Source organism: Sphingomonas colocasiae, assembly GCF_019880585.1.
GTDB lineage: Bacteria > Pseudomonadota > Alphaproteobacteria > Sphingomonadales > Sphingomonadaceae > Sphingobium_A > Sphingobium_A colocasiae.
Map to the genome: position 1 here is coordinate 82,397 of NZ_JAINVV010000001.1, position 24,929 is coordinate 107,325.

General features: G+C 66.0%; 23 protein-coding genes. 5 read left to right on the forward strand and 18 right to left on the reverse strand.

The annotated features are described in order from the left end of the window. The first annotated feature begins 1 nt into the window (after position 1). Entirely contained in the window at positions 2 to 1,084 is a 1,083-nt protein-coding gene (rfbG, locus tag K7G82_RS00380; RefSeq protein WP_246623191.1) for a CDP-glucose 4,6-dehydratase, read from the forward strand. Here rfbG and K7G82_RS00385 read toward each other — a convergent pair. From K7G82_RS00385 to K7G82_RS00430, 10 genes are read right to left on the reverse strand one after another with little or no spacing between them, the layout of a single operon-like run. Then, positions 1,036 to 1,998 carry a class I SAM-dependent methyltransferase gene (locus K7G82_RS00385; protein WP_222987844.1) on the reverse strand — a complete coding sequence of 321 codons (963 nt, stop codon included), beginning with the start codon at positions 1,996 to 1,998 and terminating at the stop codon, positions 1,036 to 1,038. The genes rfbG and K7G82_RS00385 overlap by 49 nt on opposite strands. After that, positions 1,995 to 2,429, reverse strand: a complete 435-nt coding sequence (locus K7G82_RS00390; RefSeq protein WP_222987845.1) for a GtrA family protein — start codon at positions 2,427 to 2,429, stop codon at positions 1,995 to 1,997. Before K7G82_RS00390 ends, K7G82_RS00385 begins: the two co-directional genes overlap by 4 nt. Further along, positions 2,426 to 4,252: a thiamine pyrophosphate-binding protein gene (locus K7G82_RS00395; protein ID WP_246623155.1), complete on the reverse strand. Its 1,827-nt coding sequence runs from the start codon at positions 4,250 to 4,252 to the stop codon at positions 2,426 to 2,428. Before K7G82_RS00395 ends, K7G82_RS00390 begins: the two co-directional genes overlap by 4 nt. Beyond that, positions 4,249 to 5,271: an NAD-dependent epimerase/dehydratase family protein gene (locus K7G82_RS00400; RefSeq protein ID WP_222987847.1), complete on the reverse strand. Its 1,023-nt coding sequence runs from the start codon at positions 5,269 to 5,271 to the stop codon at positions 4,249 to 4,251. Before K7G82_RS00400 ends, K7G82_RS00395 begins: the two co-directional genes overlap by 4 nt. Beyond that, positions 5,268 to 6,578, reverse strand: coding sequence for a hypothetical protein (locus K7G82_RS00405; RefSeq protein WP_222988352.1), 1,311 nt, complete (start codon positions 6,576 to 6,578; stop codon positions 5,268 to 5,270). The genes K7G82_RS00400 and K7G82_RS00405 overlap by 4 nt, the downstream gene beginning before the upstream one ends. A gap of 2 nt (positions 6,579 to 6,580) precedes the next feature. Beyond that, on the reverse strand, positions 6,581 to 7,603 hold the full coding sequence (locus tag K7G82_RS00410) for a glycosyltransferase family 2 protein (protein ID WP_222987848.1): 1,023 nt from the start codon (positions 7,601 to 7,603) through the stop codon (positions 6,581 to 6,583). Beyond that, on the reverse strand, positions 7,600 to 8,733 hold the full coding sequence (locus tag K7G82_RS00415; protein WP_222987849.1) for a capsule biosynthesis protein: 1,134 nt from the start codon (positions 8,731 to 8,733) through the stop codon (positions 7,600 to 7,602). The genes K7G82_RS00410 and K7G82_RS00415 overlap by 4 nt, the downstream gene beginning before the upstream one ends. Beyond that, a complete protein-coding gene (locus tag K7G82_RS00420) occupies positions 8,730 to 10,649 on the reverse strand; it encodes a polysaccharide biosynthesis/export family protein (protein WP_222987850.1) in 1,920 nt (639 codons plus the stop codon). Before K7G82_RS00420 ends, K7G82_RS00415 begins: the two co-directional genes overlap by 4 nt. Beyond that, the gene (locus tag K7G82_RS00425) at positions 10,646 to 11,497 is read right to left on the reverse strand and encodes an inositol monophosphatase family protein (protein WP_343228493.1); all 852 of its coding nucleotides are present in this window, start codon (positions 11,495 to 11,497) and stop codon (positions 10,646 to 10,648) included. Before K7G82_RS00425 ends, K7G82_RS00420 begins: the two co-directional genes overlap by 4 nt. A gap of 53 nt (positions 11,498 to 11,550) precedes the next feature. Continuing rightward, a complete protein-coding gene (locus tag K7G82_RS00430; RefSeq protein WP_246623156.1) occupies positions 11,551 to 12,357 on the reverse strand; it encodes an aldolase/citrate lyase family protein in 807 nt (268 codons plus the stop codon). Between the two features lie 206 nt (positions 12,358 to 12,563). Here K7G82_RS00430 and K7G82_RS00435 point away from each other — a divergent pair, with 206 nt between their 5' ends. Beyond that, entirely contained in the window at positions 12,564 to 13,289 is a 726-nt protein-coding gene (locus K7G82_RS00435; RefSeq protein ID WP_246623157.1) for a M23 family metallopeptidase, read from the forward strand. A 46-nt stretch (positions 13,290 to 13,335) separates the two neighbouring features. Here K7G82_RS00435 and K7G82_RS00440 read toward each other — a convergent pair whose 3' ends face one another. After that, positions 13,336 to 13,695, reverse strand: coding sequence for a hypothetical protein (locus K7G82_RS00440; protein WP_222987852.1), 360 nt, complete (start codon positions 13,693 to 13,695; stop codon positions 13,336 to 13,338). A 220-nt stretch (positions 13,696 to 13,915) separates the two neighbouring features. Between K7G82_RS00440 and K7G82_RS00445 the strand changes: the two genes are divergently transcribed. Together K7G82_RS00445 and K7G82_RS00450 are read left to right on the forward strand one after the other, a co-directional pair. Continuing rightward, on the forward strand, positions 13,916 to 14,626 hold the full coding sequence (locus K7G82_RS00445) for an SDR family NAD(P)-dependent oxidoreductase (protein WP_222987853.1): 711 nt from the start codon (positions 13,916 to 13,918) through the stop codon (positions 14,624 to 14,626). Between the two features lie 207 nt (positions 14,627 to 14,833). Then, positions 14,834 to 16,378 (forward strand): DUF4139 domain-containing protein, encoded by a 1,545-nt coding sequence (locus tag K7G82_RS00450; protein WP_222987854.1) that lies wholly within the window; start codon positions 14,834 to 14,836, stop codon positions 16,376 to 16,378. 105 nt (positions 16,379 to 16,483) lie between these two features. On the opposite strand, the gene K7G82_RS00455 is transcribed toward K7G82_RS00450, so the two are convergent. Continuing rightward, positions 16,484 to 16,801 carry a hypothetical protein gene (locus tag K7G82_RS00455; RefSeq protein ID WP_222987855.1) on the reverse strand — a complete coding sequence of 106 codons (318 nt, stop codon included), beginning with the start codon at positions 16,799 to 16,801 and terminating at the stop codon, positions 16,484 to 16,486. A 31-nt stretch (positions 16,802 to 16,832) separates the two neighbouring features. Here K7G82_RS00455 and K7G82_RS00460 point away from each other — a divergent pair, with 31 nt between their 5' ends. Then, positions 16,833 to 17,984 carry a DUF4139 domain-containing protein gene (locus tag K7G82_RS00460; RefSeq protein ID WP_222987856.1) on the forward strand — a complete coding sequence of 384 codons (1,152 nt, stop codon included), beginning with the start codon at positions 16,833 to 16,835 and terminating at the stop codon, positions 17,982 to 17,984. A 227-nt stretch (positions 17,985 to 18,211) separates the two neighbouring features. Here K7G82_RS00460 and K7G82_RS00465 read toward each other — a convergent pair whose 3' ends face one another. The 6 genes from K7G82_RS00465 to K7G82_RS00490 form a co-directional block, all read right to left on the reverse strand. Next, positions 18,212 to 18,523 carry a hypothetical protein gene (locus tag K7G82_RS00465; protein WP_222988395.1) on the reverse strand — a complete coding sequence of 104 codons (312 nt, stop codon included), beginning with the start codon at positions 18,521 to 18,523 and terminating at the stop codon, positions 18,212 to 18,214. A gap of 146 nt (positions 18,524 to 18,669) precedes the next feature. Continuing rightward, positions 18,670 to 18,990, reverse strand: a complete 321-nt coding sequence (locus K7G82_RS00470) for a hypothetical protein (RefSeq protein ID WP_222987857.1) — start codon at positions 18,988 to 18,990, stop codon at positions 18,670 to 18,672. An 82-nt stretch (positions 18,991 to 19,072) separates the two neighbouring features. Beyond that, positions 19,073 to 19,555 carry a DUF1097 domain-containing protein gene (locus tag K7G82_RS00475; RefSeq protein WP_222987858.1) on the reverse strand — a complete coding sequence of 161 codons (483 nt, stop codon included), beginning with the start codon at positions 19,553 to 19,555 and terminating at the stop codon, positions 19,073 to 19,075. Positions 19,556 to 19,635: 80 nt separating this feature from the next. Continuing rightward, positions 19,636 to 22,620, reverse strand: coding sequence for a TonB-dependent receptor domain-containing protein (locus K7G82_RS00480; RefSeq protein WP_222987859.1), 2,985 nt, complete (start codon positions 22,618 to 22,620; stop codon positions 19,636 to 19,638). A gap of 226 nt (positions 22,621 to 22,846) precedes the next feature. Continuing rightward, on the reverse strand, positions 22,847 to 24,079 hold the full coding sequence (locus K7G82_RS00485) for a ThuA domain-containing protein (RefSeq protein WP_222987860.1): 1,233 nt from the start codon (positions 24,077 to 24,079) through the stop codon (positions 22,847 to 22,849). Then, positions 24,079 to 24,918, reverse strand: a complete 840-nt coding sequence (locus tag K7G82_RS00490; RefSeq protein ID WP_222987861.1) for a phosphoenolpyruvate hydrolase family protein — start codon at positions 24,916 to 24,918, stop codon at positions 24,079 to 24,081. The genes K7G82_RS00485 and K7G82_RS00490 overlap by 1 nt, the downstream gene beginning before the upstream one ends. Positions 24,919 to 24,929: the final 11 nt, after the last annotated feature.

Consider the following 24,929-nt stretch of genomic DNA (forward strand, 5'->3'; position numbering starts at 1 on the left):
CATGGGCGACTGGCATGGCCGCCGCGTGCTGGTGACGGGGCATAGCGGGTTCAAGGGAAGCTGGCTCAGCCTGTGGCTGCACGCGCTCGGCGCGAAGGTGACGGGCTTCGCGCTGCCGCCGCCGACGCGGCCGAGCCTGTTCGAAGCCGCGCGGATCGGTGAACTCATCGATCATGTCGAGGGTGACGTCCGCGATGCGGCGGCGGTGCGGAAGGTGGTCGAGGATGCCCGGCCGGAGGTGATCTTCCATCTCGCCGCGCAGCCGCTCGTCCGCCTCTCCTATGAGGAGCCGGTCGAAACCTATGCGACCAATGTCATGGGCACGGTGCATGTGCTGGAAGCGGCGCGCACGGTGCCGGGCGTCGCGGCGGTGGTCTGCGTGACCAGCGACAAATGCTATGAGAATCGCGAATGGATCTGGCCCTATCGCGAGAATGACCCGATGGGCGGGCATGATCCGTACAGCAGTTCCAAGGGGTGCGCGGAACTCGTCGTCGCCGCCTATCGCCGTTCCTTCTTCCAGGGGGCGGGGCCGGCGGTCGCATCGGTGCGCGCCGGCAACGTCATCGGCGGGGGCGACTGGGCGGCGGATCGCCTGCTGCCCGATCTGGTGCGCGCTTTCGAGGCGGGCGCGGCGCCGCTGATCCGTTCGCCCGAGGCGGTGCGGCCCTGGCAGCATGTGCTGGAGGCGCTGGGCGGCTATCTGCTGATCGCGGACCGTTTGCTGGGTGGAGAGGCGCAGTTCGCCGATGCCTGGAATTTCGGCCCCGCCGACGACGATGCGCGCCCGGTATCGTGGATCGTCGATCGGATGCGCGCCGCCTGGGGGGACGGGGCGGGTGGTCCGCTCGCGGATACCGGCCCGCGCCCGCACGAGGCGGGGCTGCTGCGTCTCGATTGCTCCAAGGCGCGCGCGGCGCTCGGCTGGCGCCCCGCGCTCACGCTCGAAGGCGCGATCGACTGGATCGTGACATGGCACAAGGCGATCGGCGCGGGCGGGGATGCACGCGCGGTTACGCTGTCGCAGATCGCGGACTATGCTGCCGTCTCCAGGCTTTTCGAGGCCCGTGCGGCCGCTGCCTGACCGGGAGCGGTCGCGACGGTGATGATGTTGCCGAGCCTGAGGCCGATGGCCCGGCTCGGCAGCGGTACGCGATCGAGCTTCAGTCCCACCGTCCACGCCGCCTGGCGTGCCAGGAAGTCGATCGGGAAATGGTTCACGCTGCGCTCGACCGCGATGTCGGCATAGCCCGCTCGCGTCAGCAGATTGGCCATGACATCCGGATTGTAGAGTTCGGGGTGCTGCAGGCAGAAGGGCGGCCAACGCACGCCCATGAGCGTCCTGAGCAGCGATTTCTCGTTGTGCGTCACGATCATCAGCGTGCCGCCGGGACGCAGCTTCGCGCGAAGCTGCGTCAGCATCGCCAGCGGATCGAGCAGATGGTCGAGCACATGCACCATCACCGCCAGGCCGATCGATCCGTCGGGCACCGCCGACAGGTCGTCCATGTCGGTGAGCAATGTCGTCGGTCGCCCCGCGGTCGCGGCGCGCAGCGTGTCATGGATCGCGCGATTGGGTTCGAACAGCCAGAAATGGCCGAAATCGCCATGTCTCGCGGCTGCGGCCGCGATGTGGCCGATATCGGGGCCGATCTCCAGATATCCGCCACGCGACAGGCCCTGGCGCGCGGCGCGTTCGAAATAGCCGCGCTGGGTGGCGGCGATCGCGTCGCTCGAAACCACCTCCATGTTCGGCGCCATCCGGGCATAGAGATCGGCGAGTTGCGGCCCGTCGAAAAAGATGGGGGCATAGAGCAGTCCGCAATCGGCGCAGCGATGATAGGAGAAGAAGAGCTTCTTCTTGAACAGGCCAGACCAGAAGGGGCGAAGCGCGTCGAGCGTCATCGTCTCGGCGCGTTCATCGCTGCGCACTTCCTCGTGCGTGGCGGTCGCGCCGCAGATCGGGCAGGGGCGCTGCATGAAATCGGATCGGGTCATGTACGGTCGCCTGTCGGTCTGGTCGTTGGCCGGAACGTGACGCGGCTGTGCCAGAAATAGCTGCCGACGATCAGGATGAGGGTGAAGCCGAGCTGGGCGATCACCGGGGGCAGGCCGCCGGCTTCGACGAGCAGCGGCAGCGCCAGCCAGTTCGCGGCATAGTTGACCAGGTAGAAGCCGGAAAACGCCCCGAATTCGCGCGCCACATTGCCCCGCGTGCGGAATACGCCGAGCTTGTAGGTGGCGAAGGCAAAGCACAGACTGACCGCCTGGGCGATGCCGAGCGCGATCATATAATGGGTGTGGAGCGCGGGTACGCTCCACAGCAGCAGCGGATAGATCGCCAGGCCGAAGGCGGTGTTCGCCGCGCCGGCGATCACGAAGCGCAGCGGGCGCTGACCGCCCCGGGTGAGGGTGTCGCGCAGCGTCATGCGTCATCCAGCAGGTCGATCGCCATGTTCTCGCGCAGCACCTCGCGCGGCAGGAAGGGCGAAAGGTCTTCGAGCGCGGGGGAGGTGATGCGCCCGTCGGGATGCTGCTTGGCGCCGAGCTTGGGCGCGAAGGCGACATGTTCGTCGACCATGATCTCGCACACCACCGGCCCGTCCTCGGCCAGCGTCGCGGCGATCGCGGCGGTCAGTTCGTCCCGCGTTTCGGCGCGGTGATAGGCGAAGCCGAAGGCGTGGGCGACCTTGCCGAAATCGGGGAAGGTCACGTTGCTCTTGGGGCCGCCGCCCACTTCGACGCCGTTGAAGAAGTTGCGATGCGTCTGGAAGATCGAGACATAGCCGTTGTTGTTGATCAGGAAGACCTTTACCGGCAGCGCGTAGCCGGCGATCGTCTGCATCTCCTGCAGGTTCATCATGATGCTGCCGTCGCCCGCGATGCAGATGACGCGCTGGTGATTGCCCGTCGCCGCGCAGACGCCGATCGCGGCGGGTAGGTCGTAACCCATCGTCGCGCAGCCGGAATTGGTCCATAGCCGCTGGCCGCGCTTGATCTCCGCCACCTGGAAACTGACGACGCAGGCGCTGCCATTGCCGGTGACGATGATGTCGTCTTCGTCCAGCGCGGCGAACAGCGCGTCCATCGCGGCATAGGGATGCAGGACGGGGCCGTGGCTGCGATATTCGGGAAGCACGGTCGGAAAGCGCCGCACGCGTTCGCGCGCCCAGCCCAGCCATTCGCTTTGCGCGGGTGTCGGGCCCTCATGCCCGGCGGCCAGCAGCGCGGGGATCAGCTCCGCGAGATCGGCGACCACCGGCATATCGGGCGAGACATTGGGTTTTTGCAGTTCGAGCGGATCGATATCGACCCAGATCTTGTAGGCTTCGCGCGCGAAGCTCGACCAGTTGTAGCTCACCTGACGGATATTGAGCCGGCTGCCGAGGATCAGCAGCAGGTCCGCGCTTTGCGTCACCATATTGCCGCCGCGATCGCCGACCGTGCCGGGCCGGCCGGCATAGAGCGGGTGATCGTTCCACAGCGTGTCGTGCGCGTTCCAGCCGGTGACGACAGGCACGCCCAGTTTCTCGATCAGCCGCAGGAAATCGGCATGGGCGCCGCTCAATCGTACGCCGGCGCCCGCGAACACCACCGGCCGTTCGGCCTGGCGCAGTTTCTCCAGGATCGTGTCCGCCGTCGCGGCGAGATCGGTCCGCTTCCAGGGCTCGTCGAGCTCGGCGGGATCGAAGCCGGGCAGAAGGTCGTCGGGATCGATCTTCGCGGCCTGCACATCGAGCGGAATGTCGAGCCAGCATGGGCCGGGGCGGCCGCTGGTCGCCAGATACAGCGCCTTTTCGAGATGGTAGCGGATCGATCGCGGATCGGTGACCATCACCGCATATTTGGTGATCGGGCGCACCAGTTCCTCGATATCGAGCTCCTGATCTCCATATTGGCGCAGGGACAGACCGGTCGATCGCACCGTCGTCTCGATCTTCACCTGGCCTGAAATCACGAGCATGCCGATCGAATCGACATAGGCGCCGTAGACGCCGGTGATCGCATTGGTGCCGCCGGGCCCCGAGGTAACGTTGACCACGGGCAGGCGATTGGTCAGCCGGTAATAGGCCTCCGCCGCCATCGCCAGCGCCTGTTCGTGATGGGTGAAGATCGTCTCCAGCCCTTCATGCGTGCCGAGCGAATGGTTGAGGTGCATCGCGCCGCCGCCCGTCAGCATGAAGACATGGCGCACGCCATGTTCGGCCAGCCGGTCCGCCACCCAGGCGGAGAGCTTTATCGTCTTGGTCATGGTTTCCATCCGTTCCAGATCGCCGTGCGGCGGATCGCTTCATCGAGGTCGACCGTCGGCGCGACGCCGAGTTCGCGGCGGATCAGCGCGGTCGAGGGCACATAGCGGCCGGCGTTCCAGCCGGGATCGGGCTTGCCGAGGATCTCGACGCCGCCGCCGCCGAGCAGCGCATCGACGCGCCGCGCGAGGTCGGCGATCGAGATCGCGTCTTCGGATCCCATATTATAGGCTGCGCCGGGCTTGCCCGCGATTAGCAGCGTCCAGAGCCAGGCGGCGAGATCGGCGGCGTAGAGATAGGATCGGACCGCCCGCCCGTCGCTTTCGATCACCAGCTTGCGGCCGGCGAGCGCGTCGCGGATGAAATTGCCCGCGGCGAAATGGATGTCGAGCGACAGCAGCGGCCCGAGCAGCGCGAAGATGCGGGCATTGACGATATCGAGCCCGAACTGCTTGCCATGGATGGCGCAGAGCATCTCCGCCGCACGCTTGCCCTCGCCATAGGCGGAGCGGGGATCACGGGGGTCGGGGCCGCCCATCCAGTCCTCGCCGACATGGGTGAGATCCCAGGGCTGGATGCCATAGACCGCGCCCGAGCTGAGGAAGAGTAGGCGGGCATCGTTCGCCACGGCCAGGTCGAGCGCGCGGCGGGTACCGGAGACGATGGTGTCGAACATCCGGCGCGGATCGTCGCGGTTGAGGGCGGCGCTGGCGTCGGTGGCGGCGTGGATGACATGGGTGAAGGTGCCGCCGGTGCCGGGGTGGTCGAGAATGTCGCCGGGCAGCATGCGGCAAAAGGCGGCGAGATGCGGCGCGCGGGTGGCGAAGGCGGCGGGATCGCGGCTGAGGACGGTGATGTCGATGCCGAGGTCAAGGCGACGGTCGGCATCGCGCAGCGCCTCCAGCATCCAGCGGCCGATAAAGCCGGTCCCGCCGGTCATGAAGATGCGCGCGCCCGCCAGGCGCGGCCAGAGCGGCGCCAATGTGGCGTAGATGGCGTCGAGATCGCGTTCGATGGTCATGCGGTTACCGGTGTGAGGCCGAGCGAGGGGCGTTCGGAGCGATGTGCGCGGATCACGCGGGCGAGACTGTCGAGCGCGAGCGCCCAGAGCAGCAGCACGATCAGGCCGGGGCGGACGAAATGGCCGATCGCCAGGCCGAAACTGGCGGTGACCGGCCGTTCGCCGAGCCAGGAGTTCGCCGATACGTCGAGGATCGTCGACAAGGGCCAATCGGCAGCGATGCACAGCAGATAGGCGCAGACGATCGCGATGATCGGGCCGGGGCCGCGCCAGCGCTCCATGAAGACGAGGAACAGCAGGAAGGTCTGGGTGTAGCCGCCGGGCGACTGGGTGACGAGATAGGCGGCGAGCATCAGGATGGAGATGCGGTGAAGCGGCAGCGCGCGCGGCTGCAGCCAGGCGCCGGCCAGGCAGAGCAGGGTGAGCGCCTGGCTGGCGCGGATGACGATCGGCACGATCGTCTCGATCGCTTCCACGGTGCGCGACGGCACGAAGCTGAGGATCGGGATCTGCGACATGCGCACCTGCAGCAGCGGCGCGTAGCTGGTCGAATAATGGACCTCGTTCCACACCTGCCCGCCCTGGAAGATCACCCAGTTGGCGGTGTTGGAGGCCAATTCCATCGGCGTGCCGCCGCCGACGATGGCGAGGGTGGCAAGATAGAGCGCGACGGTGGCGAGGCCGGCGGCTTCAAGCCGCCGCCAGTTGCGCTTCACCGCGAGCGCGAGCACGGGCAGCAGCAGATAGGGTTTGAAGTTGATCGTCATCGCCATCGAGACGGCGCGCCAGCGGCGCGACCGGGTGATGCGGCCATGCGCGATCACGAAGAAGGCGAAGGCGACGAGGATCAGATTGCCGCGCTCCAGCGTGAAGAGCAACGGCAGGCCCAGCGCGAAAGCAACGGTGCGGAACGGCGCGGTGCGGGGATCGGTGCGGCGCAGGCTGATCCAGACCAGGGCGATGTCGATCAGATAGAAGGCGAAGATCGTGCCGCGCGCGAACCAGTCGCAATCGCGGGCATGGAAGGACGACTGGAGATAGCAGCCCGGCATGCTGAACATGTCGAGGAAGACGAAGGAGAGCGGCGGATAGATGGTCCGCCACACATCATAGGCTCCCGGATGGTTCGCCCAATAGGCGGTGTTGAACCAGTCCATGAAGGTGTCGTTGGTATCGAAGACGAACGGCTGGGGCAGGAAGCCGCGATCGAGGAAGAGCGATGCGGTCCAGCAGACGCTCGCCACCACCGCGATCGCCAGCGCGACCTCCGGCAGCAATGCGATCAGCCTTGCCGGACGGCGGCGCATGGTCACGGCCGCGCCGCCGCGACCGGCTGGACGATGGTGCGCGCGGCGGGGCGTTCGCGCCCTTTCGGGAAGTTCAGCCGTTCCTCCTCGATCACCAGCGGCACGTTGCGCGTCCGTTCGGCGAGCATGCGGACCTGTTCACCGATCAGGCCGAGGAAGAGCAGCAGCACCGCGAACATGCCGAATGCGGTGGCGAAGCCGAACAGCGGCCAGGCCGGACCGGCGAACAGCGCCGCGCCGGTCGCGCCGGCGAGCAGCAGCAGCGCCACCGCGCCCGCGTAGAGCGACAGCAGGATCGGCATGCGCAGCAGCGATTTGGCGGAGCCCGCCAGGCCGGACAGCGCGAAAGAGGCGAGCGTAGCGAGATTGTTCTTGGTCTCGCCCGCCGCGCGCGGCGGGCGGTCGAACGGCACCACGGCGAGACGGAAGCCGCTTTCGATCACCATGCCACGGAAAAAGGGCTCGGGCTCGTTCCAGGCAGCCAGCGCGTCGACGACGGTGCGATCGAACAGGCCGAAGCCGGTCGCGCCCGGCACGATCGGATAATCGGCGAAGCGGCGCAGCAGGCGATAGCCCCAGCGGCGCGCGGCGGTCAGCAGCATGGATGCCGGTTCGGACCGGCGCTGGCCCAGCACCACCTGCGCGCCGGCGCGCCATTGGCGGACCATGTCGCCGATCAGCGCGGGTGGATCCTGGAAATCGGCGCACATGCCGATCACCGCCGCCCCCTCCGCCTGATAGATGGCGTAGGTGGGCGATCGCATCTGGCCGTAATTGCGGTTGTTGAAGATCGCACGGATGCGCGGATCCGCTGCGCACAGCGCGCGCATCAGGTCGCGCGTGCGATCGGTCGACCCGTTGTCGATCAGGATGATCTCGTGCGAGCGCGCATGGATATCGGCTTCCGCCGTGACGGCGGCGCAGATCGCGCGGACATTCTCCTCCTCATTATAGCAGGGAATGACGATAGAGAGTTCGGGGGAGAGTTCGGCCGCGTCCGCCGCCGGGGGGGCGGCGCCGGTCATTGCCCGGCGTCCGCCGGGGGACGCCGGCGGAACAGCGCGATGCCGGTGGACGGCGCGTAAATCTCCGTGAAGAAGATGCCGACCAGCAGCAGCAGCAGCAGCGCGACGGCGGGCACGTTGTAATGTCGGCCGGCATCGAGATGCGGCGCTTCGACAACCTGCACGTCCGACGCGGTTTCCGCCGCGAGCGTCTCGACCGCGACTTCCTCCGACGAGCGCGCATAGACTTCGTAGAGCGCCTGGGCGAAACGATAGTCACGATAGCGATCGAGATATTCGCCCGAAATCTCGGACAATCCGGCGACGTTGGGGCCGGCGGCGCCCGGGCCGGGCTGCACCGTGCGCGAAATCTGTGCGCGCAGCGAAGCGACTTCGGACTGGACGGCCTGAAGCTGTGGATTTTCCGCGCCCTGGAAACGCTGCAGCGTCTGGAGTTCGACGAGCTTGGCCTGGAGCCGCGCCTCCAGCCCGGTGCGCAGCGCCAGCGCGGACCCGAGCTGCGCTTCGGGTTCGGCCAGATTGTTGCGCCGGCGGAAGGCGTTGAGCGCCGCTTCGGCCTTCACCACGCGGTCGCCCGCTTCCTCGAACCGTTCGAGCACGATCTGGCGCTTGCGCGCGATCCGGTCGCGGCCCAGCGCGATGATCCGATCGCTGATCGCACCGACATAGGCCTTGGTCAGCGCCTGCGAGCGTTCGGGATCGTGCGTGCGCGTCTCGATCTCGATCATGCCGCCCGTCAGCGAATGGATGTCGACCTTGCGCGCCAGGGCGATGCGGGCATCGGCCGCCGTCGCATAGTCGGCGGAGGGGCCGACCAGCTTGAGCCGGCGGATGACGTCGTCGGTCACCTCGGCGCTGCGGCCGACCGCCAGATAGAAATCGATGGGCTGCTTCGCGCCGCCGAACAGCGAGGCGAAGCTCTGCAATTGCCCGCCGACCGCATTGAGCATCGATCCCAGCCCGACGCTGTTATTGTCCTGCGGCGTCACCTTGGCGCGCGCGACATAGGGCTGCGGGAATATGCACAGCAAGGCGAGCAGTAGTGCGAGCACGGCATAGCCGATGCGGCGGCGGCGATCGTCGGCGACCAGATCGGTCGCCGAGCGCCAGAACTCAAGGGGGCGGCTCATTCCGCGAGCGTCTTGATGGTGGCGGCGCCGGCGAGCCCGCCGAACAGGCTGCCGGTGATATCGCGCACGCGCGCCCAGAATTCGCCGCGATCCGCATCGATCGGCACGAAGACGAGATCGCCGGGCAGCGCGCGCTCGCTCATCGCGCGGCGGCCATGCGGCGCGAGCACAGTGCCGTTGGCGCGCACGATGAAGATCTCGCTCTTGTCGCCCAGTTTCTGCACGCCGCCGGCCGCACGGACGAAGTCGCCGATGGTCGCTCCCTGGCGATAGGCGAAGGAGGCGGGGCTCGGCACCGCGCCGAACACGCCCACTGTCACCGGCCGGGCCGGCACATAGATGGAATCGTTGTTCTCCAGCACGAGATCCTCGGGCAGGGTGGCTGCGGTCACCGGCAGATCGAAGACCAGCCGACCGTCGGGCTCGCGTTCGCGGAGCTGATCGACGACCGAGCGGACAAGCGCCAGATTGGCGGGATTGCTGAGCTGGGCGCGGTTGACCGAGGTGACGGGCTGCGCGGTCAGCAGCAGTTCCAGATCGCGGATCGCGCGATCGAAGCTGACGCGCTGCTGCTGCTTGACGCTTTCGCGGGTGATCACGCTGGCATAGGGGAAGGCGTCGTGCGTCAGGCCGCCAGCCTGATTGACGACATCGGCCAGCCGGGTGCCGGGCGTGAAATAATAGCGGCCGGGCTTCGCTACTTCGCCACCGATCGTGACGAGCACCGATTGCTGCTGGAGCGGGCGGGCGATGCCGACATTGGAAAGCACGCGGACGATGTCGCCCCGGCTGGCGTGGCGCTTGCCCGCTTCCTCGGCGGAAAGCTGCTGCCAGCCCGCGTCGCGCTGACCGAGTGAATCCAGCACCATCAGGCGGCTGCCGTCGGCGACGGTGTTGATGCCGCCGGCATAGAGCACCGCGTCGTTCAGCGTCTCGCCGGCGCCGACCTCGAAGATCGCCTCCCGATTGACGCTGCCGATCACCGCGACCTGCGCGCCGGCGGGCGCCACATAGATGACGTCGCCATTCTGAAGCGCGGCGTCTCCGCTCTTGTCGCCCTTCAGCAGCAGATCGTAGAGATCGAAGTCCGAGACCAGCTTGCCGTTCCGGCGCAACTGGATCGAGCGGAAGCTGCCGCCCGCCGACGGGCCGCCCGCGGCGAGCACCGCGTTGACCAGGGTGGACAGGCTGCTGACCGTATAGGAGCCGGGAGTGGCGGCGAAGCCGGTGACATAGACGGTGATGCCGCGCAGCCGCCCGACCGTCACCTCCAGATCGAAGCCGCGATATTGGCGTGAGACCTGGCGGGCGATGACGCCCTGCACATCGCCATAGCGCACGCCGCCGACGGTGATCGCGCCGACGCGGGGCACGAAGATCCGGCCTTCGCTGTCGATGATCAGGCGCAGGTTCGACGCCTGCACCGATCCGGTGAGCCCGAGCACCAGTTCGTCACCGGGATTGAGACGGTAATCGGCGGGCAGGCTGGTCGTCGGCGGCGCGGTGAAATCGCGCGCATCGGGCACGAGCAGTTCGGCGCCGAAACGGCGGAGCGGCTTGCCGACGATATCGGAAACGAAAACCTCATACTCGCTGGGCGGCGCGGGCGGGCGGGGCGGCTTCTGCTTCGCATCGGCCGGGCCGGCGACCGACGGATCGGCGGCGTCGCGCGACGGCGGAGGCGCCTGGCCCTCGATGATCGCAGGCTGGAAGCTCGGGCTTTGATCGGCCGGGGGCAAGGCCACCTGGCCGGCCGCCGCGCTGCGTCCGCTGGATGCAGCGCCGCCGCCCGCCTGTTGCGCGCCGCTTGCGACGGGAGAGGCGAATTGCGCGGTGGTGTCGGCCGGCAGCAGCAGCGCCGCGCAGGCGCCGCCGATCAGCAGGCGATGCCGCATGGAAGATGTGATCGGGATCATGCCGCGCGCTGTTCCAGTTGATTGAGGCCGAGTTCGGCGCCCAGCAGCACATCGGCCGCGCGCGCCCACAGGCCGGGATTGGAAGCCGCGAGCAGCCCCGCCTTGCCGTCGCCGACGCGGTAGGTGCTGCCGTCCCAGCGGGTGGCATGGCCGCCCGCTTCGGTGAGGAAGAGCACGCCCGCCGCATGATCCCAGGGCAGGGTCCGCTGGAAGAGCGCGACATCGTTCTGGCCGAGGCAGAGCCTGGGATAATGTTCGGCGGCGCAGCGCGGGATCGGCACCAGATCGAGCCGGCGTGCGGCGCGGGCGTGGATATGCGCACGCAGATCAGGGCTCATGAACTGGGTCGCCAGCGCCGCGATCGGCCGGTTGTGCCCGGTCGGACGCGCACGGACAAGCACGTCGTTGCAGCGGGCGCCGGCGCCGCGCTGCGCGACGCACATCCTGCCGTTCACCGGATCGTAGAGCCAGCCGGCGACGGGCACGCCATCCTCGATCAACGCGACCATCAAGCCGAAGGGTTCGCGCCCCGCCGCGAAATTGGCGGTGCCGTCCAGCGGATCGATCAGCCAGACCCGGCCTTCGCCGATGCCGCGCAGCAGGCCGGGATTTTCCGCCACGGCCTCCTCGCCCACGATCCGCGCGTCGAGCCCGAGCGCGTCGAACCCGTCATAGAGGCGCAATTCGGCCTCCCGATCGGCGAGGGTTACGATCTCGCCGGGCGATTTCTCGACGATGTCTTCGGAGGCGAGCATGCGGAAACGCGGCATGATCACGGTTGCGGCGACGTCGCGCAGCAGCGCCGGCACGCGATCGTGCAGGATGGAGAAGGGCAAGGGCGGGCTCACGGCAGGATTTCGAAAGGCTGGCCGGAGGCGGCATGCCCCCGGCCATGGTTCGGTCAGGCCGCGACGCTGGAGAGCGTCGCGCGGGTGGCCGAACGCTCGCGCATCATGCGGATGCGCGCGCCGTCTTCCTCGGCGATCTCGCGATAATAGTCGCGCTTGTTCTCCAGCCAGTCGAGTTCGAAGGCGATCGCGGTGGCGACGGCGGCGTCATAGCCGCTCGTCTCGACGACGGCGCCGTCGAAGACGATCTTGCGCGTTTCGAAGCGATCGAGACGGACCTGCCGGATCTCGCGGAGCGCCGGCAGCGCTTCGGGCGCGACCGAGCCGCCCACGACCAGTTCCAGATCGGCATCGGCGCAGGCGCGCGCGACCTTCAGCACGGCATCGGTGATCTCGCGTTCATTGATCGCCTTGCGCGGCAATCCGCGCGACAGCGTGAAATCGACGCGGCCGAAGACGACGCCGTCGACGCCGGCGCGGGCGACGGGCAGGATCTCCTCGAGATTGCGCAGCGTCGCTTCGGTTTCCAGGTTGAACAGGAACTGGGTGGCATGGCCGGTGTCGCCATGCGTCTTCGTCTTCGCCTCGACGAACTTGGTGAGCGCATAGGCGGTCTCGACCATCGGGGCGATGATGTAATCGACGCCATAGAGCTTCGACGCCTGAAGATCGGAAATCGCCTCGCAACCGCCGATCTTGAGCGCCACCTTCAGATCGGCGCGATGCGCCAGTTCGAGCAGTCGCAGGAATTCGTCGGGGCGGGTGCCCTCCGCTTCGAACTCGGCCTTGACCGCGACGATGCCATGGCGATCGCGGCCTTTCTTGAGCATGTCGAGCATGCGGCGTTCGGTGGGTGTCAAGGCGGTCTCCCTTGCGATACTCGGTTACTGATCGACACTAAGACGGCGCGCCGACAATGATCCCGCAATCGTCCGTTCATTTTTCGTCGATGCACTCGCGGGACGCCGATTTTGCGGAAAACCGGCTCCCGCTTTTCCGCACGATGCTGTAAAGGCCTGCCCCCATGCTGAAGCGTAAAGCCCCGATGCATGTGTTTCGCGTGCCCATGACGATCGCGATAGGCCTGAGCGTCGCGACGCCGGCCTTTGCCGATGAACCGCAGAAATCTCCCGATTTCGCACATGCCGGATCGCCGGCCACAGGGCTTCCCGCCGGGGACAGCCAGGCCTTTCGCCAGCGCATGATGGACTGGTCCGCAGCACCTGCGACCAAACCCGTATCTGCGCCCGCAATCGCGCCGAAGGTGGAGGCGCCGCGCTCGCGTTCGTCCGATTTGCCGCGCCTGTCGTCGCGTTTCGGCCTCCGCAACGATCCGCTGCGTGGGGGATATGCACGGCATGCGGGCGTCGATATTCCCGCGCCATTGGGGACGCCCGTGCTCGCCTCGGCCGATGGCGAGGTGCGCTATGCCGGCAGCGCCGGCGGTTATGGCAACATGATCGAGATCGCCCATCCGAACGGCATCCGCACGCGCTACGCGCATCTTTCCCGGATATTGGTGGGCGAGCGCGCGATGGTGCGACAGGGGCAGGTGATCGCGCTGATGGGATCGACGGGGCGATCGACCGGCAGCCATCTGCATTTCGAGATGCGCGCCAATGGCGCGGCGATCGATCCGCTACCGCATCTGGGTGACGAACATGTGTGGGACGATTTGTCGAAACGTCCGGCGCTGCGGATCACGCCGATGGAGCCCTTCGTATCGGCATTCGCGCGTGCGCGGGAGGCCAATGGGCGGGCAGAAGGGGATGATCAGGGCGCTCGTCCCTAAAACGGCGGAGTTGAACGAGGCTGTTTAGCTGATCGGTCGCCTATACTCACTGATAGCGTAGCGTCTTCTCGAACCCCTCATTCGCCTTCGTCATCTTTGCGAGCGTCCTGAGCTGGCCGCGAACATGCCGTTCGAACCGTGCATCGTCATGGATGCCCGTCGCCCGATAGTCGTCCTGGGCGATCAGTTCCTTGAGACGGGCGGCGAAGGCGGCTTGCGCGTTTGTGCAATCCGCGCCTTTCAGCGCGCGGCAGACCCTTTCCTCGGCCGCCGCCTTGTCATAATCGTCCCGCGCATCGTAGCCGCGCCTGTCCGCCGCCGCCTGATCGAGTTTCGACGCCTCGAACCGGCGCTCCAGCCATGTCCGGACCTGCTCACCATCCCATGCCTTTGACGGATTGCTCATCACACTCTCCCAAATCCGGCTCGCCATTGCCTCAATAGAGGGGTGGAGGAAAGCCAGGTCCGCCGGAAAGGGCAGGCGCCAGGCAGTGTCGCGCCGATTCCCGCCGAGCTTGGCGGTTCCCGATCGCAGCCGTTCATAGTATCGCGCCGCTTGCAGCGGATATGAAGCACAACAGCCAAGCGGAGAAGATGATGGCTGCGAACGACGTCGAGATCCATATATGAGCAGGGAGGCGGGCAGCTCCGCGGTCGTCATCGGGGCTTCCGGCGGAATTGGCGGGGCGATCGAAGCGGCACTGATCGAGGAAGGCACGTTCGAGGCGGTTCACGGCTTCGCCCGTTCGCGAAGCGGGGTGCAACATCTCGATCTGCTCGACGAGGCCAGCATCGCCGCCGCGGCCGCGCATGCCGGTGCCGGCCCCGAACTCCGGCTGGTGATCGTCGCGACCGGCCTGCTGCATTCGGAAGCTGGCGGCCCGGAAAAGGCGTTGGGCGATCTGGATCCGAGCTGGCTTGCCCAGGTCTATGCCGTCAATGCGATCGGCCCCGCGCTTGTGGCGAAACATTTCCTGCCGATCATGCCCAGGACCGGGCGCGTGGTGTTCGCGGCATTGTCGGCCCGCGTCGGATCGATCGGCGACAATCGGCTGGGCGGGTGGCACGGCTATCGCGCTTCGAAGGCTGCGCTCAACATGCTGGTGCGCAACCTCGCGATCGAGGAGCGCCGCCGCAACGATCGCGCAATCGTCGTCGGGCTGCATCCTGGAACGGTCGACACGGCATTGTCCCGCCCATTCCAAGGCAATGTGCAGGCCGGCCGGCTATTCACCCCGGAGCGTGCCGCGCTGCAGTTGCTGGACGTGATCGAGGAACTGAAGGTGCCGGATAGTGGCAAGCTGTTCGACTTCGAAGGCAAGGAAGTGCCGTTCTAGACGCTATTATGGTGCCGGGCGCAAAGGCCGATAAGTTCTCAATAAGGCCTGTCGACGCTCTCGGCCCGGTCGCTCGTCCCTTTTCCACGATCGACACCAGCGTGGAGGCTTCCCGAAAAACTTTTGAAATCGCTCCCAAGGATATCCGGAGTCGGCGCGTCCCAGTGACATGCGGATCATGACGCCGCTGTCACCAGGGAGATTCTCATGCCCCGTTTTCACCATCGGCATCTTGTCGGATTGACCGGCTTCGCGCTGCTTTGCCCAACTCTGCTGCTGGCGCAGGACAAGACCCCATCGGCGGCCGAGGTCGAGGACCCCAGTGCGCAAGGCGACGTTGCGGTCACCATCTACAACAACGATCTCGCCCTGATTCAGGATGTGCGCACCCTGAACATAGCGGCGGGCCGGAACCGGATCGAATTTCCGGACGTGTCCAGCCGCATCCGTCCGGAAACGCTGAGCTTCGCCGCTGCTGGCGCCGCGATCAGCGAGCAGAATTTCGACTTCGATCTGCTCAGTCCCGGAAGCCTGATGCAAAAGGCAATCGGACAGACGATCACCCTCGTCCGCACCAATCCCTCCAGCGGCGTGGAAACCCGCGAACGGGCGACCGTGCTCTCGACAGCCGGCGGGGTCGTCGTTCGGGTCGGCGATCATATCGAGGTGCTGCGCGACGACGGCTTGCCGGTCCGTGCCATCTTCGATCGCGTGCCCCCGAATCTGCGCGCGCGGCCGACCCTGTCGGTAACCGTGCAGAGCGACCGGGCCGGACCGCGGCCGGCCTCGATCCGCTATCTTACCCCGGGACTGGGATGGACCGCCGATTACGTTGCGCTTTACGACGAGGCGAAGGGCGTGATCGACATGCAGGGCTGGGTCACGCTCACCAACCAGACCGGCACCAGTTTCGCGAACGCCCGCACCGTATTGGTGGCTGGGAGCCCCATGGTCACCGGCAACGCCATCCATGGCAATTCATACAATCAGTATAACCGCCAGCCCGGACAATCCGGGATGGTGAAGGCCGGAACCGAAAAGACCAGTCGCGATCAATTGGGGGATTATTATCTCTATCCGATCGCCGGGCGCACCACGATCGCCAATGCCCAGACCAAACAGGTGGGTTTCCTGGATGTCGCGGGGGTGTCGGCGCGCAAGGTCTATGGCCGCACGATCGGCTGGATGCAGAACGACAACGCACCGGTCAATATATCGAGCCAGATCGCCTTTTCGACCTCGCGTGCGGGTGGACTGGGCGACGCGCTCCCCGCCGGCACCGTCCGTTTCTATCAGCGCGATAGCAAGGGCACGCCACAATTCATCGGCGAGAGCCCGATCGGGCATACGCCAACCGGAAGCGACATGCTGCTGACGACCGGCGCCGCCTTCGATGTCTTTGCCCAGGCCAATGTGGTGAAGCGCGAGGCGATCACCGGCGCGGAGTGGGAGGCCACGGCACGCTACCGCGTGGTTCGTGACGGCGTGATGGTCACCCAGATCGACGTGGATCGGCCCAGAACCTTCTATCGCACGACGATGCGCTACAAATTGACCAACGCCAAATCGCAGCCGGTGACGGTCAGCCTGGTCCAGGGGGGACTGGACCGGGGCTGGTGGAGCCTGGACTATCGCGTCGTTAGCGAGACGGTCACCGGCGAGCAGGTCGATTCCGACAGGCGCAAATGGGACGTCCCGGTGCCGGCCAATGGCGCCACCGAACTGACCGTCGTCCTCGAGAGCCGGTACTGATCCGATGGCGCGGCTGATCCTGCTCGTCCTGCTGCTGTTGCCGGGACCCGTGCTCGCGCGCGAAACCGTTTCGGCATCGTCGCCCTAAGGCCTGTCGGTCACGGTCTATCGCGATCCCGATCGCGCGGAGAGACCCTTGCCGACCACGCTATCCTCCGCGTCGCTGAACGGTTTCGCCATGATCAGCGAGACCCGCACCGTCGTCCTGCCCGCCGGACCATCGACGATCCGTTTCGAGGGCGTGGCGGAAGGCATGGTCGCGGTCACCGCGATCGTCACCGGCCTGCCCGGCGGCGTGATCGAGAAGAACCGCAACGGCGATCTGCTCTCCCCGGCCGCGTTGATCGACGGCAGTCTGGGCAATCGGGTCGCGATCAGCCGCACCAATCCCGCGACTGGTCTGGCGACAACCGAGAACGCCATCGTCCGCACCCGCGCCGATGGCGGGCTTGTCTTGCAGACCAGCGAAGGGTTTGAGGCGGTGCGTTGCGCCGGCCTGCCGGAAAAACTGCTGTTCAACAGCGTGCCTGCCGGGCTTTCCGCCAAGCCTGTCTTCTCGATCGACACCAACAGTCCAAAGGGCGGCAGCTATCGCATCACCCTGACCTATCTGGCGACGGGGTTCGATTGGCAGGCCAATTATCTGGCCACGCTGGAGAAGAATCCCGGTTCCGGCAGGCAGAAGCTCCGCCTGATCGCGTGGCTCACAATCGCCAATGACAATGGACAGAGTTTTCCAGACGCCACGATGTTGGCGGTCGCCGGAACGATCAATGTCGAACGCGATTTCCGTTCCCTGTCAGATCCGCTCGAGGCAAGGCCGCTCCGGCTGACCTGCTATCCGCTGGGAAGCACGGCGCGTGCGACAATGGCGGAGCCGGTGCACTATCCTGCTCCACGCGTGCAAGCGGACGAGGATGGGGAAATTATCGTCACAGCCAGCCGGGTGTCCGGCGTGGCGGCGCTCGCTTCCGCTGCGATCGCCATGAAGGCCCGCGAAGAGGCATTGGGCGATGTGAAGCTCTACCGCGTCCCCGAAGCCGTCACGGTCGCGGCGCAATCGCTGAAGCAGGTGGCCTTTCTCGATCGGCCGAGGGTCGACGGGACACTTTTTCATCGCGGCGCATGCAGGCCGGAAAGCCGCGATGGGAACGATGGCCGGTTCTCCCCGGTCGCGCTGTGGCTGCGAACGCGCAACGACGCGGCGCATGGGCTGGGCGTGGCGCTGCCGTCGGGAAAAGTGGCGGTTTTCGAACCGACTTCGGCTGGCGAGATGGTGCTGGGCGAGCAGTCGATCCGCGACCATGCTTCAGGCCAGATCGTGGAACTCGCGCTGGCAAACTCCCGCAGCGTCTATCTGGTCTGCGGACCTGAAACCGAAGATAGGGGCGTGGCAGATGGTCAATGGCACATGCGCGATGCGCTGGTGAGCAACGCCAATAATCATGCGATCACGCTCGAGATCGACCTTGCCGATAGTGCCGTGTGGGCGGTGCGCAAGCCGTCAGGCCGGCATATGATCTCCGACGGTCGGCATATCATGGCCATCACTGTGCCGGCGAACAGCAGCCGCCCGCTATATTGGGATATCCGCAATACCGAATAGCGGGGAGAGACCGGATATGGCCGATACTCTTGGCAAGGGCCGCCCGAACTTCGTTGAGGATGGGGAGAACCGCGACTGAAGACGCGTCCCGGCGACAATATGATCGACTCTTTCGCCAGAACCGGCCCGTCCGCAACCGGCCCGGTGGCAGCGATATCGCCGTCATCGCCCGTCATCGCTGTCGTCGCCGCCGTGGAAGTCGCGGCGCGACGGGCCGATCCCGATGATTACAGATCCGCGCTCATCCGTCGCACCAGCCGTTCGGCCACCGATTTGCGGATGGGCATGCCCTTGCGCATCTTCAGCCAGGTGTTCACGCTGATGCCGAAGGTGGCCATCACGCATTCGGCGGTCTGCGCGCGCAGACGGGTGTTCATCTTTTCGATGAAGCTCGGATTGACGTAGCTGAGCCTGGGATTGTCGGTGTGGATCACATTGCCGCTGCCGGCATGCGGTGCCGGCTGCGTGCCGGCGGACTTCGCGAAGAGCGGTGGGCGAGGGCGATCCTCGGGGGTGGGTGTTCGAACTGCCAGGGTCATCGACTTCACTCCTCAACTCGCGTTCTGGTCTCCGGCCCTCGCGCACGCGACATCGCTGTCGACGAAGCATGGGCCTCGTTCGGGCGGGGCGGTCCGTGGCGGCCGCCGGGCATATCGAGTCCGGTCCTTGCCGACCGGTTCTGCAATTAGTGGGCGGACGCCGAAGACGGCGCGGGTTCCGGCCCATACATCTTGGTCAGATAGGCGATGATCTGTTCGCTTTCCGACTCGGTCAGCTGGGCGCCGTTCTGGATCATCCGTTCGACGATCACACGCCAGTCATTGCCCGAAAGGCGCTGGACCGTCACCGTATTGAGCTCGTGACAGGTATGGCAGCGCTGGACGAACAGATCCTTGCCGGGGCCTTCCTTCGGATCCTGCGCCTTCAGTCCGGTCGAAATCGTCGCGGTCGCGATCCCCGCGATCAGGACGCCGGCCACAATGCCCTTACGCTTCACCGTCGACATCACTCACTCCTGAACGCTTATTGGTCTAAACGCTTTTCGGGCCCATCATGGTGTATCCGAGTTTAAGCGAAGTTGAACGGAATCATGTGGTCTCGGCCGCCGGGCCGCGCGTGATCACCCCCGACAGGATGACCGCGAGCAGCCCGGACAGCACGCCGGCGAGCAGCCCCGATCCCAGCACCAGCGCCGTCGGCGCCGTCGGGGGGAGGCCCGAGGCGAAAAAGGTGGTCATCCCGATGAAATAGCAGACGACGAGGCTGGCGAAGGGAACGAACTGGGCGAGCAGCGCCGCGAATACGATGACGAAAACGCCGAGCAACAGGGCGATATCGCCACCGAGCGCGGCGGCGCCGCCGCCGATGATCGATGCGCCGACGAAACCGAGCACCAGCCCCAGGATCGCGCAGACGAAGGTTGGCGCGGCGGTTCTGGCGCTCATGCCGCCGGCGACGAAGGCGATCCAGCCGATGAACATCGACCAGACCGGAATGCCGAGGCGAGCGCAGATCACGCTCGATACGGCGGCGACAAGGGCGGTGACGGCAAGTGCAAGCACGTTCTTCATGATCGCTGGTTCCTGATCGATGATCCCGAAAACCGGGCCGCGGCGGGGGGAAAGGAAAACCGCCGCGGCCCCTGTACGGCTCAGAACTTCATGCGGAGGCCGACGTTGACGGTGCGGCCAAGCACGAAGCCGACGAAATTGTCGAAACCCTGAGCCGTATTCTCGAATGGCGGATAGGTATCGAACAGGTTCGAGACCTGGACATAGACGCTCGGTTCACCCGGCAGGCTGTCGCCGAACTTGTAGGTGAGGTTGAGATCGACGGTGGTGTAGGAACCGACCTTGTCGCCGCCGCCGTTCGGGATGCCGCCCGAGGATGTCACCGGATTGAGCGCGGTGCTGCCCCAGAAGGTGAAGCCACCCGTATAGTTGGCGAAGACCGACGCGGAGACCGGGCCGACATCGACGTTGAGATCGGCGCGCAGATCGGTCCGGATCGACGGGAAGGTGCCGTTGAAGCGGTTGCGATTGAGCACGCTGAACACCGGCTCGCCGGGAGCGGCCGTCTGGTCGAACTTGGTCTTGTAGGTGCCGGCGATGCCGCCGCGGATCGAGCCCCAGTCGAAGCTGTGGCGATAATGGACATCGAAATCAATGCCTTCGACGTAGACGGTGTAAACATTGTAGTTGCGGAAATCGAGGCCGAAATAGATCGGGCCGGAGCTGAGCGGCGAGCGCTGGCGGCGGCCGCCGCGATAAGCCTCGATCTCGGCCGGGGTCGCCCCGTTCGGATAGATCTTCAGCAGATCGTGGAACGCGTCCGAATTGATCACGATCGACAGCGGCGGCGATCCGCTCGTCCCCTCCAGCGTGGTGTGCCAATAGGTCAGGTTGGCGGTGAGGCCGGGCAGGAAGCGCGGGGCGAAGTCCGCGCCGATCGCCCAGGTCTTGCCCTCGGCCGGCTTCACGTCGGGATTGGCGCCATCGAGGCGCATGCCCGCGATCGTCGCGGTGCCGAGGATGCAGGTGGTCTGGCCGGGGGCGTTGCAGCCCGGGATCGCCCGCGCTTCCGGATATTTGTCGAGCGGCACGTTGAGCGTGCCGTTCTGCGGGCCAAAGAAGGTATCGACACTGCGGCCGTCGATGCCGCTCAGCACGTCCGGACCATAGGTCGAGAATTGCGGCGCCACGAACGAGGTCGCGTAGTTGGCGCGGATCTTCAGGCCTTCGACGACTTCCCAGGTGGCGGCGAATTTCGGATTCTTGATGCTGCCGAAATCGCTGTAATGATCGTAGCGGCCGGAGACGTTGACGTCGATGCGCCGGGCGAACGGCACCTCCATCTCCGGCGAGACGATCGGGATCAGCACTTCGGCATAAGCCGATTTGACGGTGCGCAGATAGCGGAAGGCGTTGAAGCTCGATCCGGTGCTGGAGGGGCCGGTATTGTTGGGCTCCACCACTTCGGTATCGATCTTGTACTTCGTCATGTCGGCGCCGAGCGCGACCTTCACTTCACCCGCCGGCAGTTCGAACAGCGAACCGTCGAGCTTCAGATTGTACTGCTGGATCACCTGGCGCGCCGCCTGGTAATTGCGGCTGTCGAGCAGGCGCTTGAGCACTTCGGGCGAGGTGCGGTTGGTGGCGCGCGGATTCCAGACGTCGACGGCATTGGCCGTCGTCAGCGGCACGTTGGTGACGAGCACGTTGGTATTGGGGATCGATGGCTGGGTGAGGTTGCCATTGGCGTTGGTGGTGCCGTTGAGCGCGAGCAACAGGCAGCTTTGGCAGAGCGAGCCGGTGATCGTGGTCTTGGCGGTGTTGACGCCGGCCATGACGAAGCCGCCGAGCCGCCATTTGTCGCTGAGCTTATATTCGGCGTTGAAATAGCCGTAGAAGGTTTCGCTGACGCCCTTGGCGCGCGCGCCCTCCGGGAACAGTTCGTTGGCGTCGAAACGGATCGTGCCGCTTGTCGCATTGGTGCCGTCCGGCGCGACGAAGAAGGGATTGATCTGACCGCCGCGACCGCTGCCCGGGCCGAAGACCTGGGCGGTGATGAGCTGCGCGGCAGGGGTGGCGCCGGTGCTCGACGCGATCGTGACCGAGTTGCGCTGGATGTTCGAGCGGCTCGAGAAGACGAAGTCGGCGTTGAGCGACAGGCGATCGCCGACCTGCTGATCGAGCTTCACCATCACCGAATGACGGCGTTCCTGCGGGATAAGATCGGTATAGCTCGCCTGTTCGCATGGCGCATTGGCCTGGGCATTGGAAATGCCGGTCTTGTAAGGCGCCAGATAGATGAGCGAGCTGCCGGTGGGCTGGAAGCTGGCGGGCGAGCAGTTGAAATTGGCGAAGTTGGCGCCGCCGCGCGCGCGCTGATCGGGCAGGGTGAGCGGGCGATCCGCGCCGAGCAGATTGCCGCGATCGGTATAGCTGTAGAAGATCGCGCCGCCGCCGCTGTCCCAGCGATGGCCGAGTGCGATATTGGCGCTCCAGTTCTTGTAATCGTCGCCAAAGCCATATTGGGCATTGGCTTCCACCCCTTCGAAGCGGCGGCGGGTGATGAAGTTGAGCACGCCGGCGACGGCGTCCGAACCGTAGATCGACGATGCGCCCTCGGCCAGCACCTCGACGCGTTCGATCGCATTGGTCGGGATGAAGTTGGGATCGGGCAGGTTGCGGATGATGCCGGTCAGCGGGAAGCGGTGGCCGTCGATCACGACCAGCGTGCTGGAGCTGTTCGAACCGCCCAGGCCGTGGATCTGCGGCACCGATGCGCCTGCGGAATCATTGGCGGCGAACCCGCCCTGGCCGGCCGCGTTGCCGCCCCAGATCGCGGGCACGGTCTTGAGCAATTGCTGGACGGTCTGAACCGCATTGTCCTCGATCGCGTCGCGGCCGACGCTGATCAGGTTGGACCCGACCGCGGGTGCACCGCGAATGCTGGATCCGGTGACGATGATATCGGGTGCGCTGGCGCCGGTATCCGACTCTTCCGCGGCGTCCTGAGCGTCCGCCGCGGGAGCCGGCGTCTGCTGCGCCAGCGCGGGATAGGCCCAGCCCAGGGTGAGCGCGAGCAATCCGACGGATTTCAGATAATGTTTGCGATGAATCTTGTAGGTCATGTCGTCCCCTCCATCTCGCTTTTTCTGTTTTCGCCGGAGCCGCCCCTCGATTTTTCTAGGCAAAGCTCCGCCCTCCGGCGGAATCACGCCCCCGCCGGCAACGTTTTTTGATTGGCTACTTCAACTCAAACCCGGTGCTTCGACGGGCAGGATCAGGGCACGCCCTGACACGGTCTTCGTCGAGCCGTATCTATTGTCTGCGTCGAATGATGGCGCGAGAGCATCCTCATTCTCCTATCGCTACGCGGTCGGCCGAATTGAACGAGACGGCGAGCACGGCGTCCTCGGTGCCGATATTGCGGGCGTTGTGCAGCACGCCTTCCGGGATCACGACGGTGTCGCCGGCCTTCATCTCATATTCCTTGTCGCCCACGCGGTGCATGATGTGGCCGCGCAGTACGTGCAGCACCTCGTCGCAATTGGGGTGCCAATGGACGGGATTCTGCTTGCCGGGCGAGATCGTCGCCTGGCCGACCGTCATCTTGCTCGAATTGCCGAGCGGGCGCGAAGCGAACCATTCCAGCTTGCCCCAGGGCTGCGCCTCCGGCTTCACGTCCGAATAGGGCAGGACGAGGATCTGCGGGGCGGGGGGCGGCGCCGCGCCCATGCGCGGTGCGGTGGGGATCGTCGAGGTCGCGCCCGTCTGGGGCACGTCCTGCCTGGCGGCCCAGAGGATCGCGTTCAGCAGGACGGTGCGGACCTGCGGATGATCGAGCGACGCCAGATAATGGCCGCCGGCGAAGCTGAAGGTGCGCCCGCCGCCCGGGCGCTCGACCGTCCAGGCGATGACGCGGTCCTTCGCGGGTTCCTCATAGACGGCGCCCGCCTTGCGGAACTGCACATGCGCGCGGCCGCTGAGCACCGGCGTCACCTTGCCGAAATCGATCGCCGAATAATATTCGTCGAGATAATCGAAATTGCCGACGCCGCTGGTGACGGGATGCCCTTTGGCGACGACGCTGACGGGCGCCGCTTCCATCGCATAGTCGCTTCCCGAGGCGCGGACGCCGCCGAGCAGATCGGCCAGCGGGGCCGCACTCGCCTTATCGGGCACGGTGAAGGCCTGGTGCATCGCGACGAAACCGACGCCGCGCGCGGCGAGCTTGGCCAACTGCGCCTGGACGGCGGGATCCTGCGCCGGATTGACGCTTTTGCCGTCGGCGCCAGCGACCGGGCCGAAATAGAGCAGGACGACGCTGGCATCGTCGATCTCCGCCAGGTTCTTCGGGAAACCGACCGGATAGGTCTTCACGACCGGCTTGAGTTTCGCGAAATCGGGCGAGGATTTGATCAGCCGCTCCAGCTTGAGAACGCCGTCTGGAAAATCATGCTCCCCCGTCGCCATGCCCTGCTTCTTGCCGCCGATCAGCACGATCGTCGGCTGTGCAGCCAACGGTGTCGCGACCGCGGCGAGGGCGGCCGCGACCGACCAGCGGACGAGGCGGGAGCGCGGCGCCATCATGATTTCCTCTGCAGCGGCAGGCTGGCGAATTTGCGCACCTGTTCGGTGATGGCGATCTCGGCGGGGAGGCGCTCCATCGAGGTCGCGCCGTAGAAGCCGTCGACATTGGGGCAGCGGCCGAGCACCACCTGAACATCCTCTGGCGAGGAGATCGGCCCGCCATGGCAGAGCACGATGACGTCAGACCGCTCGCTGCGCGACGCGTCGATGATCTCGTTGACGAGATTGGCGGCGGCGTCGAGGCTCATCGCGGTCTTGGCGCCGATTTGGCCCCCGGTGGTGAGGCCCATATGCGCGACGATGATGTCCGCGCCCGCGCGCGTCATCTGCTTCGCCTGTTCGGTGTCGAACACATAGGGCGTGGTCAGCAGATCCGCGGCATTGGCGGCGGCGATCAGATCGATCTCCTTGCTGTAGCTCATGCCCGTTTCCTCAAGGCTGAGCCGGAAGGAACCGTCGATCAGGCCGACGGTGGGGAAATTCTGGACGCCGGCGAAGCCCATTTCCGTGATCTCGCGCAGGAAGCGATCGGTCAGCAGAAAGGGATCGGTGCCGTTGACGCCGGCGAGCACGGGCGTGTGCTCGACGATCGAGAGCACTTCCTTGCCCATGTCGAGCACGATCTCGTTGGCGTTGCCATAGGCGAGCAGGCCGCTCAGCGATCCGCGCCCGGCCATGCGGAAACGGCCGGAATTGTAGATGATCAGCAGGTCCGCGCCGCCCTGTTCCGCGCATTTCGCGGAAATGCCGGTTCCGGCTCCGCTTCCGACGATCGGCATGCCCGCCGCGATCTTCTCACGAAACCGACCCAGAATTTCCTGACGTTTCCAACGCATAGAGCCTCCAA

Coding starts and splice junctions, on each gene's coding strand:
- K7G82_RS00395 (WP_246623155.1), bottom strand. CDS start 4,252: ATGACCAAGACGATAAAGCTCTCCGCCTGGGTGGCGGACCGGCTGGCC.
- K7G82_RS00475 (WP_222987858.1), bottom strand. CDS start 19,555: ATGAAGAACGTGCTTGCACTTGCCGTCACCGCCCTTGTCGCCGCCGTA.
- K7G82_RS00405 (WP_222988352.1), bottom strand. CDS start 6,578: ATGCGCCGCCGTCCGGCAAGGCTGATCGCATTGCTGCCGGAGGTCGCG.
- K7G82_RS00420 (WP_222987850.1), bottom strand. CDS start 10,649: ATGATCCCGATCACATCTTCCATGCGGCATCGCCTGCTGATCGGCGGC.
- K7G82_RS00440 (WP_222987852.1), bottom strand. CDS start 13,695: ATGAGCAATCCGTCAAAGGCATGGGATGGTGAGCAGGTCCGGACATGG.
- rfbG (WP_246623191.1), top strand. CDS start 2: ATGGGCGACTGGCATGGCCGCCGCGTGCTGGTGACGGGGCATAGCGGG.
- K7G82_RS00410 (WP_222987848.1), bottom strand. CDS start 7,603: ATGACCGGCGCCGCCCCCCCGGCGGCGGACGCGGCCGAACTCTCCCCC.
- K7G82_RS00480 (WP_222987859.1), bottom strand. CDS start 22,620: ATGACCTACAAGATTCATCGCAAACATTATCTGAAATCCGTCGGATTG.
- K7G82_RS00415 (WP_222987849.1), bottom strand. CDS start 8,733: ATGAGCCGCCCCCTTGAGTTCTGGCGCTCGGCGACCGATCTGGTCGCC.
- K7G82_RS00490 (WP_222987861.1), bottom strand. CDS start 24,918: ATGCGTTGGAAACGTCAGGAAATTCTGGGTCGGTTTCGTGAGAAGATC.
- K7G82_RS00470 (WP_222987857.1), bottom strand. CDS start 18,990: ATGTCGACGGTGAAGCGTAAGGGCATTGTGGCCGGCGTCCTGATCGCG.
- K7G82_RS00400 (WP_222987847.1), bottom strand. CDS start 5,271: ATGACCATCGAACGCGATCTCGACGCCATCTACGCCACATTGGCGCCG.
- K7G82_RS00455 (WP_222987855.1), bottom strand. CDS start 16,801: ATGGCGTTCTCGGTTGTCGCCAGACCAGTCGCGGGATTGGTGCGGCTG.
- K7G82_RS00465 (WP_222988395.1), bottom strand. CDS start 18,523: ATGACCCTGGCAGTTCGAACACCCACCCCCGAGGATCGCCCTCGCCCA.
- K7G82_RS00385 (WP_222987844.1), bottom strand. CDS start 1,998: ATGACCCGATCCGATTTCATGCAGCGCCCCTGCCCGATCTGCGGCGCG.
- K7G82_RS00450 (WP_222987854.1), top strand. CDS start 14,834: ATGCCCCGTTTTCACCATCGGCATCTTGTCGGATTGACCGGCTTCGCG.
- K7G82_RS00445 (WP_222987853.1), top strand. CDS start 13,916: ATGAGCAGGGAGGCGGGCAGCTCCGCGGTCGTCATCGGGGCTTCCGGC.
- K7G82_RS00485 (WP_222987860.1), bottom strand. CDS start 24,079: ATGGCGCCGCGCTCCCGCCTCGTCCGCTGGTCGGTCGCGGCCGCCCTC.
- K7G82_RS00390 (WP_222987845.1), bottom strand. CDS start 2,429: ATGACGCTGCGCGACACCCTCACCCGGGGCGGTCAGCGCCCGCTGCGC.
- K7G82_RS00435 (WP_246623157.1), top strand. CDS start 12,564: ATGACGATCGCGATAGGCCTGAGCGTCGCGACGCCGGCCTTTGCCGAT.